Source organism: Neobacillus terrae (assembly GCF_011393025.1).
Taxonomy (GTDB): domain Bacteria; phylum Bacillota; class Bacilli; order Bacillales; family Cytobacillaceae; genus Neobacillus_A; species Neobacillus_A terrae.
Window position 1 is genome coordinate 1 of record NZ_JAAOEO010000051.1, and the last position, 10,042, is coordinate 10,042.

The 10,042-nt window shown below is 34.6% G+C and carries 11 protein-coding genes and 1 pseudogene; 11 read left to right on the forward strand and 1 reads right to left on the reverse strand.

The window, feature by feature from the left end; all coding sequences use genetic code 11:
- The first annotated feature begins 361 nt into the window (after nt 1-361).
- Nucleotides 362-1,243, forward strand: a complete 882-nt coding sequence (locus tag G8761_RS26110) for a restriction endonuclease (RefSeq protein WP_166030855.1) — start codon at nt 362-364, stop codon at nt 1,241-1,243.
- A 449-nt stretch (nt 1,244-1,692) separates the two neighbouring features.
- On the opposite strand, the gene G8761_RS26115 is transcribed toward G8761_RS26110, so the two are convergent.
- The gene (locus G8761_RS26115; RefSeq protein WP_166030856.1) at nt 1,693-2,085 is read right to left on the reverse strand and encodes a hypothetical protein; all 393 of its coding nucleotides are present in this window, start codon (nt 2,083-2,085) and stop codon (nt 1,693-1,695) included.
- Between the two features lie 417 nt (nt 2,086-2,502).
- Here G8761_RS26115 and G8761_RS26120 point away from each other — a divergent pair.
- The 10 genes and pseudogenes from G8761_RS26120 to G8761_RS26160 form a co-directional block, all read left to right on the forward strand.
- Nucleotides 2,503-2,778 (forward strand): annotated as a pseudogene (locus G8761_RS26120) (IS110 family transposase); the annotation flags it as partial.
- A 422-nt stretch (nt 2,779-3,200) separates the two neighbouring features.
- The gene (locus G8761_RS26125) at nt 3,201-3,545 is read left to right on the forward strand and encodes a hypothetical protein (protein WP_166030857.1); all 345 of its coding nucleotides are present in this window, start codon (nt 3,201-3,203) and stop codon (nt 3,543-3,545) included.
- 124 nt (nt 3,546-3,669) lie between these two features.
- The gene (locus tag G8761_RS28225; RefSeq protein WP_420800291.1) at nt 3,670-3,828 is read left to right on the forward strand and encodes a DUF6980 family protein; all 159 of its coding nucleotides are present in this window, start codon (nt 3,670-3,672) and stop codon (nt 3,826-3,828) included.
- Between the two features lie 461 nt (nt 3,829-4,289).
- Nucleotides 4,290-4,937 (forward strand): DUF1345 domain-containing protein, encoded by a 648-nt coding sequence (locus G8761_RS26130; RefSeq protein ID WP_243450164.1) that lies wholly within the window; start codon nt 4,290-4,292, stop codon nt 4,935-4,937.
- Between the two features lie 165 nt (nt 4,938-5,102).
- Entirely contained in the window at nt 5,103-5,372 is a 270-nt protein-coding gene (locus tag G8761_RS28230) for a DUF5412 family protein (RefSeq protein WP_207789356.1), read from the forward strand.
- Nucleotides 5,373-5,845: 473 nt separating this feature from the next.
- A complete protein-coding gene (locus G8761_RS26140; RefSeq protein ID WP_166030858.1) occupies nt 5,846-6,154 on the forward strand; it encodes a YciI family protein in 309 nt (102 codons plus the stop codon).
- A 596-nt stretch (nt 6,155-6,750) separates the two neighbouring features.
- Entirely contained in the window at nt 6,751-7,179 is a 429-nt protein-coding gene (locus G8761_RS26145) for a VOC family protein (RefSeq protein WP_166030859.1), read from the forward strand.
- 249 nt (nt 7,180-7,428) lie between these two features.
- Nucleotides 7,429-7,779 (forward strand): DUF805 domain-containing protein, encoded by a 351-nt coding sequence (locus tag G8761_RS26150; RefSeq protein WP_166030860.1) that lies wholly within the window; start codon nt 7,429-7,431, stop codon nt 7,777-7,779.
- Between the two features lie 181 nt (nt 7,780-7,960).
- On the forward strand, nt 7,961-8,998 hold the full coding sequence (locus G8761_RS26155) for a serine hydrolase domain-containing protein (protein ID WP_166030861.1): 1,038 nt from the start codon (nt 7,961-7,963) through the stop codon (nt 8,996-8,998).
- Between the two features lie 194 nt (nt 8,999-9,192).
- Nucleotides 9,193-9,906 carry a DinB family protein gene (locus tag G8761_RS26160; protein WP_166030862.1) on the forward strand — a complete coding sequence of 238 codons (714 nt, stop codon included), beginning with the start codon at nt 9,193-9,195 and terminating at the stop codon, nt 9,904-9,906.
- The last annotated feature ends 136 nt before the right edge of the window (nt 9,907-10,042 follow it).

The window sequence follows — 10,042 nt, forward strand, 5'->3', positions numbered from 1 at the left end:
GTCGTGTCTTACTCATATCTTACTGAGGAGCTCTATTTTTTTCAAAGATGAAAAATAACGCTCTACAGGAATGCTAACCTCGTTAATTCAATAAGGAAAAGCGATCCTCCGTTATTGAAGAATCGCCCCCATTAGTGTAAGTACATTTTTTCACAATCGTACTTTATCGTGAATTTAAATACACTGTGCGTAAGTAAAAAACTTCCCTTGTTAGAGAAGTCGTGAAAAATTTTATTTTAATATGTGTTATCTGGGGACCAATAAGTTATTCAGAAAGTAAGATTATGCTTGAAAAACAAATAAAATTCCAACAAAAATCTAACCGTAATGTGTATGTTTTTGGGTAACTTTCAAAGATATTTTGATTGGTGAATGTTTCATTGTAATTAAAGATAAAGATTCCACTGGTGATGGAATACCTCACTCAAAAGAAATAATGGTTCCCTTTTTAGAGATTTTATCTGATGGGAAGGAACACACTTCAAGTGAAATATTAAACCTTCTTGCAATTTATTTTAATCTTAATGAAGAGCAAAGATTAATTACTCACGAAAACAGTAAAGATTATAAATTTACCGCTCGGATTCGAGGGACTCGTCATCGACTTAAGCAAATGGATTTTATTGAAGAAGTTGGACAGTCTTCTTATTGTATAACTACTTCTGGATTAAATTTTCTTAATATGAATAATAGCAAAAAACCGAAAGATATAAATTTAGAGACAGAAGATGAGATTATTGACCCCATTGATTTATTAAAAGACACTAAAAAACAAATTGATAAAGAGCTTGCCCAATCCGTAATTAAGAAAATAAAAAGTGCTCATTGGTCGAAATTAGAGAAAATTGTCCTCTCTTTATTGGAGAAGATGGGCTATGGAGAAGGGGAGCTAACAGTAAGCGGTGCTGATAAAGGGATAGACGGGAAAATTAAAGAAGATAAACTAGGATTAGATAAGATTTACGTTCAAGCAAAAAGATGGGAAGATTCCGTAGGAGCACCAGAGTTGCAGAGGTTTTCTGGAGCATTAGATGGCGAAGGAGTAAAAAAGGGAGTGTTCATTACAACATCCTATTTTACTCAACCAGCAATTGAATATGTTAGCCGTTTAGAGAGTAAAACAATAGTCCTTATAGATGGAGAGCGGCTTGCGGAGCTAATGATTGAATACGGTATTGGAGTCACTGAAAAAGAATATTTTATTTTAAAAAAAATTGATCATAGCTTCTTTAATGAAGAGTAGGATATTTGCTGCATTAATTTGCAGCTTTTTTATTGAACAAGTTTAACAGTTTGGTAATAAGAAAAGGGGGATATTTAATGAAATTACTTGCTGCTTTTATTGCTTGGGTTCTTATTTATGTTTATCGAAATTATTTTGTTAATGAATGATTTTTCTGGTGGAGCAAGGAACAAGGAGTTAATTTATGTGATTATAATTATTTCATTGGTTATAGGTGCTGCTGGACTTAATCTATATAGTGAAAATTTAAGAAAGTGACATTGATAATTAAAGTATTCAATTAAGCTAAAGGGGCAGTTTAATTTAAGTGAAATTATTCGCAATCTGTATTATTAAATGTCCTTTTCTTCCACACAAAAAGACTCCCACCAGATGAAAAAGGAGAATGAATTCTTTTATGAAATCATCCCCTCAAAATAGTTTGAAAATGCTTATAGTGATATTACTCCTCAATGACTAGCTAAACGTTTTTCAAAATCCGCCTTAAACAACAGAATAGCATCAATATTTACAGCAAAATCGTGGTCACTGATATTAAAATTAGTTATAAACTTGCCAGACCTCTCACGAACCATAATTGTCGGACGGCTATTGTCTCCAATAGAATCTTGAGTTACACCACTTCCATAAATATACCAGTTAGTTTCAGTAGGCTTATTTGCTGCATTTTTAGATAAGTCATTTTTAATTATTTCACATAAATTATCCATAAAATCTTCATTAAGATTAATGATTTTTCCATGTTCTCCATCAACAGATATATCAGCATCTCCATACCAAATATTCCTGCTTGTTCGCTTTCCGTCATTTGAAGTGTAAGTTTCATCAAACAAAATCTTCATTTTCATGACCACCCCGTTAAAATACAAATTCTTCACACTATTATACACCAATTAGAAATTGTAAAATAGCTTGCTGTTAGTCTCACTAAACTTGTAAGAGTTAGGCAAGTTAACTTCATAGTAGGGTTCCTCCTAAAGTTGTGAGTTAGAGTGGTGTCTATACTCATATCTTACTGAGGAGCCCTATTTTTTTCAAAGTCGAAAAATAATGATCTAAAGGAATGCTTTCGGGGACTTTTGTGAAAGAAAACGGTTGCCAATAAACTGGTTGCTTTTCTTCTTCAACTAAAGGGGCAGCATTCCTGTAATTAAGGAAAATGGAGTTTGAACAAAAAAACAACCTCTTGGTAGAATGAAAGAGTCCTGACGCTGGCCAGCAAAAAGGACAAATCTCTCAAAATACCAGGAGGCTTTAAAATGAATTATAACCAGAATAAGAAGATTGCTCAAATAACTTCTCAAACTCTTATTATAGGAGTCGATATTGCTAAATTTAAGCATGTGGCACGTGCCCAGGATTTTAGAGGTATAGAGTTTGGATCACCATGTCAATTCGAAAATACAAAAGAAGGTTTTGAGCTTTTTCTACAATGGATTTCGGAAATCAAAAAAGAACAGAATATGGATAAAGTCATGGTTGGTATGGAGCCAACAGGACACTATTGGTTTAATCTCGCTCATATTTTAAAAGAAAACGGGAGATTTTCCTTTCTTCATTGAGGGAGGTTAGTTGAATAACAGTTTATCCGCATAAGAACCAAAAGTCGTTAGAAAAGAGGTTGTTAAAATTGAGATGATTGACGTATGAGGAAAAGCAAAGCTATAACTTTTCAACTGAATTAATGGAAAATGTGGACAACTCCATTAGCTGGGTGATATCACCAAGAAAAGAATAGAACGATATGAAAGGATATTGCGAGTTACCAAAAAGTCGGTAAAACGTAAAAAGATATTGGAACATTTGAACTGGTTAAAGTCAGTAATTAAAGTAGTTAAAATGAATGTAAGTTAGGTACTAATACGCCCATAGATGAACTTAGATGAAATGGTTGCTGTTTAACTAAAGAGCAGTTTAATTCAAGAAGTAAACGTACTGATTAAAAATAGGGGGACGTATGAAGAGAAAATTAATAATATCATTTGTAATTATGATGATTTTATTTATATTGTGGTGGGCTAAATATTTGGTTTTTGTACCACATTTCCAGGCTGGACCCAATAACACTTTGGTTTCCAGGAATACTGAATTAGTATTAGTGGCTATTTCTCCCGAAGCAGAAAAATCAGGTATCCATATCCCAGGTTTTATTCCATTTTGGAAAACAATAGGCGTAGTTGATGGAGAAATGAAGGGTACTTTGTGGGAGTTTAAGGATAATGGGAAAACATATGTGTCATATCATCCCGATGTAGAAATGGATGTTGGTAGTGTTTATAAATATTCATCTTCATCTAAGTAAGACGAATGATATTTACCAATTAAAATAGAGATTGTGAATAATTGTACTTAAACAAACGGGGGCTTAAACTAAATAAGGAGAAATGAAATTATGAAAAAACATTGTTGTGAGGGTATGGCTTATCATGCAAATTCCGCGTGAAATACATGAGAATCCGTTTGAATGTCCTGACAAAATAATCATTTTTGATGAACGAAATGATGAGTACGGGTTGATAATACATGATGGTGGAACGTCGAGTATAAGCATTGAGTTTTGTCCTTGGTGTGGTTCGAAACTTTGAAAATTAAATACTTTCTTGTTTAACTACCATGAAAATCAGTTTCTCTAGATTTGAAAAATGATGATACTTAAGTAGACCCTGCTGATTAAGGTCAGTATCAGTATTCACTACCTAACCATTTTCATTCAATGTTGTGCAGCGCCGATTTTTGCGCTGCATGGATGGCTAACGGGTGCATTACTTCAATAAGGAGTAGAGCCTTTTTGGTTGTTCCAAAAACCGGGCAGATTTGATGGAAAAGCTACTTTTCTCATACACTATATAATACGTACTTATACTTGTACATTAATATACTATCTTTCAGCCATCTTTAAGGTTTTTGGCAATTTGTTGCGAAGTGCAATCTAATGAAAGAATAGATTGCCACTCCCCTCAATTATTAAAATTTTTTTTTACAGTACATAAAAATATATTCATTATGATATGCTGTGAATAAAACAAAAAAAGAGAGGCGTTTGCCATTGCAGGAATCTCATTTTTCGGATAACAATCATATTAAAGTTCCTCATGGCGCATTTTTATTGACGGTTCTAGTCATTGGTATACTACTTAGTATTATTTCGGAAATTTTAACACTAGGTCATAGTTGGACAATAGTTTCTCTCGTAGTCATTCTGCTTGTACCAATGGTAATAAGTATGATCCGAGGTCATCATGGATGGACTCGTGTTTTCTCCCTTGGCATAACAGGAGTAATTACGTTAGGGTTAGTCAGCAGTGTGTCATTTTTGATATATGCATTGTTCCAACATACTGCTAGTGCAACCAGTTTATTCCGGAGTGCAGGCTTGCTTTGGATTGTCAATATGGGGGTTTTTGCAGTATGGTATTGGGAAATCGACCGAGGCGGTCCGTTGAAGAGGCATAGTGGAAAAGGTGAGCCTTCCGATTTTTTATTTCCGCAAATGACATTCGAAATCCCTGGATGGGAAAAATGGAACCCGTCATTCCTAGATTATTTATATCTGGCTTACAATACAAATACAGCATTCAGTCCAACCGATACGATGGTTTTATCCAAAAGAGCAAAGATTTTTATGATGATTCAATCTTCAATCTCCCTTCTTATAGTAGCTGTATTAGCAGCACGAGCAATTAATATAGCCTGAGTTATGAGGAGAGACCATAGGCAAAAGGAGCTTTAGCCAATTGTCCCTCTTCTTTTCGGAAGAATAGGAAGAATGGTATTTTAGGAGAGAATGATTGAAAAGAATAATTATCCCTTTATAATACTTGGCTTATTGGGATATGGAGTTTATTGGTAATCATATGATATGAGCCGATTGCCTAAAGGAGCTTTAATTTCAGAGGTAAGTTCTCCTAAGGGTACTTATACTCTGAAAGCATATGTTTCAAGCGGAGGAGCTACAGCAGATTATGCGTTTCTTGGAGAACTAAATTTTAACAAAGAGAATAGAAAACCCAAGAATGTCATGCTTCACAGTCCTTCACATAGAGCGTCATTAGTTTCACTGCAAGACTTTTGTCAGACAAAAAATGCGTTAATCCTTCTTGGATTAACGCACCCGTTAGCACGGTTCTGAAAATCCACCTAGAATGCAGTTTAACCTTAAGTCCCTGCTATTGTTAATTGGACAAGACTAATAATATTTATCTTTGATTAGAAAATGCAACGTCCTCTAAAGAATGCAGCGACCAAAACAAATGCAAAAAATCTTCTTCTTCCGAATCCGTCTCGTATAATTACTCCTCTTTGGGGGTCAAATCCGTCCATTACACCCCCTATGAACTCGACAGTCTCTAAAAAAAGATGACTCAAATCTTTATATAATGAACAATTTAGGTCAAACAATTTTGTAATATTCAACTGTATCTACAGGTAACAGTCAGTTTCCCCTAAATCTAAAAACAAATTTAAAAACAACTAAATTTTTACTACACACCACGAACATAGAGTATACGGCTAACGGGCAGATTTGTTTAATAAGAGAGATTTTACTTAAAGGGGTTTTACAATTATTATTGATAATAATAAAAGCAAAATGGGGTTTATTCATTGGAAAAAAAGCAATTCTTAGCAACTGCAAAACCAAGAACCGAAAACTTTCTACAGAATATGAGTGAAGAAGAGAAGGCAGTTTTTGACAAACATTTTGTATACGTAAATCAAATGTTTTCTGAGGGAAAGATTTTATTTAGTGGGGCTTGTTTAGACGGTACGATGGGAATAATTTGTTACTTGGCTGAGTCATACGAAGATGCTTTAGAAATGTTTAAAAATGACCCTCTAGTTCAATCAGATATTGGTGAAACGCAGCTACACCCTTTTAAAACAGGACATCTTCAAAACATTGATATTAGCTAATTAAACAATCAGAGCATAGTATAAAAAGGCTTTTACTTCAATACGAGGTGGGCTTTTCTTCTTTAACAACAACTAAATCCCATGTTGATGAACTGACCCGGGTATTCTTCCTTCTCTTTGACCTGGACCACATTCAATACTTCCGTATCATTCGGTACTTGATACGCCACTTTACCTAGCAGTCTAGCCTTCTTTTTTATGGTCACTTCATATGTTTAATAGCGCCTTCCATTTCATCAAGAGTTGCCACCAGATTCGTTAAGTCGGTAACCAGCATCTCATTATTATACAGATCATTATCAATGACCAGGTTCACGATTCCCAGAACCTTTAACTTAATCTCCGTAAGCTATTCTTTCCTTAGAAAGTAGATGGAGGACCGTTGCGGCGTTCCTTTTTCTTTTATGTGCTAACGAGCAGCATTCCTGTTAAACAAGGTTTTGGATAGGTTGGACAAAAATTTATATTGCGAACAAACGTTCTTTAATATATAATTAAATCATGGGTAATAATGGAAGTATCCTTCTATTATTATTTCGATGGATGCACTGCTTTTAGTTATTGATTATAGTTAAAAAAACAGGAGATGATTATTTATGACACTGAAATTGATACCGTATTTAGTAATGAATGGAAATGCTAGAGAAGCGATTGATTTTTACCAAAAGGCTTTAAATGCTGATGTACTCTTTACCCAGTCCTTTGAAGAAATGCCTGAAAACCCAGAATTTCCATTACCAGAGGATGCAAAAAACTTAGTATCTCACGCTACAATTAAAGTGGGGGAAACAGAACTTATGCTCTCTGATACATTTCCTGGGCAGCCTCATTCAAGTGGAACCCAAGTTACTATTTGTATCACTACCGACAATGCTGAAAAGGCAAAACTAATGTTTGAGGCGTTGATGCAAGAGGGACAAGTTACAATGCCTTTGCAAGAAACCTTTTTCAGCCCAGCTTACGGCAGTGTAGTTGACAAATTTGGAGTTTCCTTTCAAATTTTCACTGAGGGACAACATCAATAGGAATTTTAATAAAGGAATGCTGTTTTAACAGTATTTCTTTATTTTTAACGGTGGATTGTGAAGTATTACACTTAAACTATCGGGTGCTTTACTTCAAAAGAGGGGTAACGCCCTTTTTGATTGATTAAGATAGCAGATTAGTAATAAAAAACTAATATCGAGATTCCATTAAACACCTAATTTTCAAGAATAAAGAAGAGTGTTAAACTGAATATGTACTTATAATTCTATATGAAAAGGGTGAAAAAAATGCAATGGTTCTTAAAGGTTCTTAAAAACTATGCAACTTTTAATGGAAGGGCAAGACGTAAAGAATATTGGATGTTCACTTTGATAAGTGTCATTATTACTATTCTTCTTGCAGTGGCAGAAGCAGCTACGGGATTGGATTCAATCTTAACAGGTCTTTTCTCCTTAGCTATTCTTGTACCATCCCTGGCAGTAATAGTAAGAAGGCTTCACGATACAGGGAGAAGCGGGTTAATGGTATTGTTAGGGTTAATACCAATAATCGGTGGCATTATTCTTCTAGTGTTCGCAGCTCAAGACAGCAAGCCTGGGGAAAATGAATACGGTCCCAATCCAAAGCTAGCAGCATAACCCACCCAACTATTATTCTGTAAAAATGGCCAGCCCCTGCCAACGGTAAGGGGCTATTTAGGTATATAAATGTTAGTCTTTATTCACTAACGGGGCAGGTTAGTGGAAAAATGTAGGTGATAAAATTAACAATATTTCACCTACTATTGGTAAAATATTGTTATTAAAGTGGAGGGATGATATGGGACTTGCTAATTTAAACATTAAAGAAAGAATGATGTATCATAATGTAAGGGGTTTAGGCATTGCAGTAATTAATAATGCCAGAATTAGTATGGCAGAACACTATGGTGACCTTGAAGCCATAACGACTAAATCCGTAAATAGTAGCACTATTTTTAGTGCTTGTTCTATTAGCAAGTTTTTAACAGGAATGCTTGTTATGCTATTAATAGAAAAAGGTCTTGTTGAATTAGATGAGGATATTAATAAGAAGCTAAAATCGTGGAAAGTCCCTGATAATAAATTTACTGAAAACAAAAATGTCACATTAAGAAACTTGCTTTGTCATCAATCTGGAATTATAGACCCTGATGAAAGTTTTACTCAACTAAAATCCAATGATGGCATTCCTACAATGGTTGACTTATTAAACGGCAAGTCACCCTATTGTAAGGTACCTATTGAAGTGCAATATGAGCCAGAGAGAAACTTTCAATATTCAGATGCAGGCTATTGTATCATTCAATTACTAATAGAAGATGTGACTGGGAAATCTTTTGAAGATATAGCAGGGGAACTAATATTTCACCCTCTAGAGATGTACAACAGTCCATTTTCCATTCCAGAAAAGGAAAGGAAAAACTTTTCTTGCGGTCACGATAAAAGTGGAGAATTAGTTGATGGGAAATATCCATTATATCCTTATCCTGCTGCGTCAGGGCTATGGTCTACACCTACGGATTTATCCATTCTGGTAATTGAATTAATTAATTCGTTAAAAGGGAAAAGTAAAACTGGACTATCTTTAAGTAAGGCAAAAGAAATGATAACCGCCCAAGGTTGTAAAGAGTGGACTGGACTAGGGGTGTTTTTAGATGATTCAAAAGGGAAACTTGAAATTTCATCTCTTGGTTGGGGAGTGGGATTTCAATGTATGATGGTTGCATATCCTTTTCTAGAAAATGGTTTGGTCATAATGACAAATACAGATTTGGGTGTCCATCAGCTTAAAGGGATTATTGGTGACATATATAATGCCAACGATTTTGGTTTATAAAGAAATGTCCTTAAGCGGAGGCAGATGTTAAGTAAAGGAGTTGCTGTGGCAACTCCTTTTTGGTTTTTTATTTAAAGGGACAGGTTAGCTGAAGAGCCATTATAGTTTTTCTATCCTTTCTTGAATTGTGAGAAGGAATTAATTAAAGGTCATTCGAATATTTACATATCACATAATAGGAGTGGTTAATTTTTATGGATATGAAACAACGAAAGACTTGGAATGAAAATCATAAGATTTTAACAGAGATCATCTTAAAACCTACTGAACACTCACGAGCTATTCTATTATTTCTATCTCAGCATTCGTTGGTGCATTCCTCCTCTCTCGATAAAACTGCTCAAGTTACACTTGAAGATGAAGTGTTGAAGAATCTGGATGAGACCACTCTTAGACATTATCCAGCACCAAATACTGATACAAAAAATTCGATTGCCTGGCATTTATGGCATATCTCCCGAATTGAAGATATGACTATGAATATTTTACTGGCTAATGAACCACAGGTTCTTTTTAGTGTGAATTGGCACCAAAAAATGAATACAGAATTTATTCATTCTGGCAATGATATGAGCGAAAAGGAAATTGCCTTAATAAGTTCGGACATTGATATTAATGCCTTATTAGCTTATAGAAATGCGGTTGGTAAACAAACTCGTCAAGTCGTATCTTTTTTGCAACCTGGCCAATTCAAGGAAAAAATTGAACAAAAAAGAATTACAAGACTGTTTGAAGAAAATGCTGTTTCTCAAAATTCAAAATGGTTAGCGGACTACTGGAGTAAAAAAACCATTGCTGGGTTAATATTGATGCCTGCAACAAGACACATTTTTTTACATCTGAATAAGTGTATTCGTATAAAAGATAGAATACATAAACTACAAGCAAGAGCTAAGTTATTGAACTAACAGGTGTGTTGATCTGAAGGATTAACCACCTTTTTTGCTGAATTCCTTATTGAACAAACGGGCAGGTTAGTTGTATTTAGAAATAACAACCTTTCCTTATTATATAAGGGGATATTTTTATTAGCACTCGTATACT

Excerpts from the sequence above, each read along its gene's own strand:
- G8761_RS26145 (WP_166030859.1), top strand. The coding sequence starts at position 6,751 with ATGACACTGAAATTGATACCGTATTTAGTAATGAATGGAAATGCTAGA.
- G8761_RS26160 (WP_166030862.1), top strand. The coding sequence starts at position 9,193 with ATGGATATGAAACAACGAAAGACTTGGAATGAAAATCATAAGATTTTA.
- G8761_RS26155 (WP_166030861.1), top strand. The coding sequence starts at position 7,961 with ATGGGACTTGCTAATTTAAACATTAAAGAAAGAATGATGTATCATAAT.
- G8761_RS28225 (WP_420800291.1), top strand. The coding sequence starts at position 3,670 with ATGCAAATTCCGCGTGAAATACATGAGAATCCGTTTGAATGTCCTGAC.
- G8761_RS28230 (WP_207789356.1), top strand. The coding sequence starts at position 5,103 with ATGAGCCGATTGCCTAAAGGAGCTTTAATTTCAGAGGTAAGTTCTCCT.
- G8761_RS26150 (WP_166030860.1), top strand. The coding sequence starts at position 7,429 with ATGCAATGGTTCTTAAAGGTTCTTAAAAACTATGCAACTTTTAATGGA.
- G8761_RS26115 (WP_166030856.1), bottom strand. The coding sequence starts at position 2,085 with ATGAAGATTTTGTTTGATGAAACTTACACTTCAAATGACGGAAAGCGA.
- G8761_RS26125 (WP_166030857.1), top strand. The coding sequence starts at position 3,201 with ATGAAGAGAAAATTAATAATATCATTTGTAATTATGATGATTTTATTT.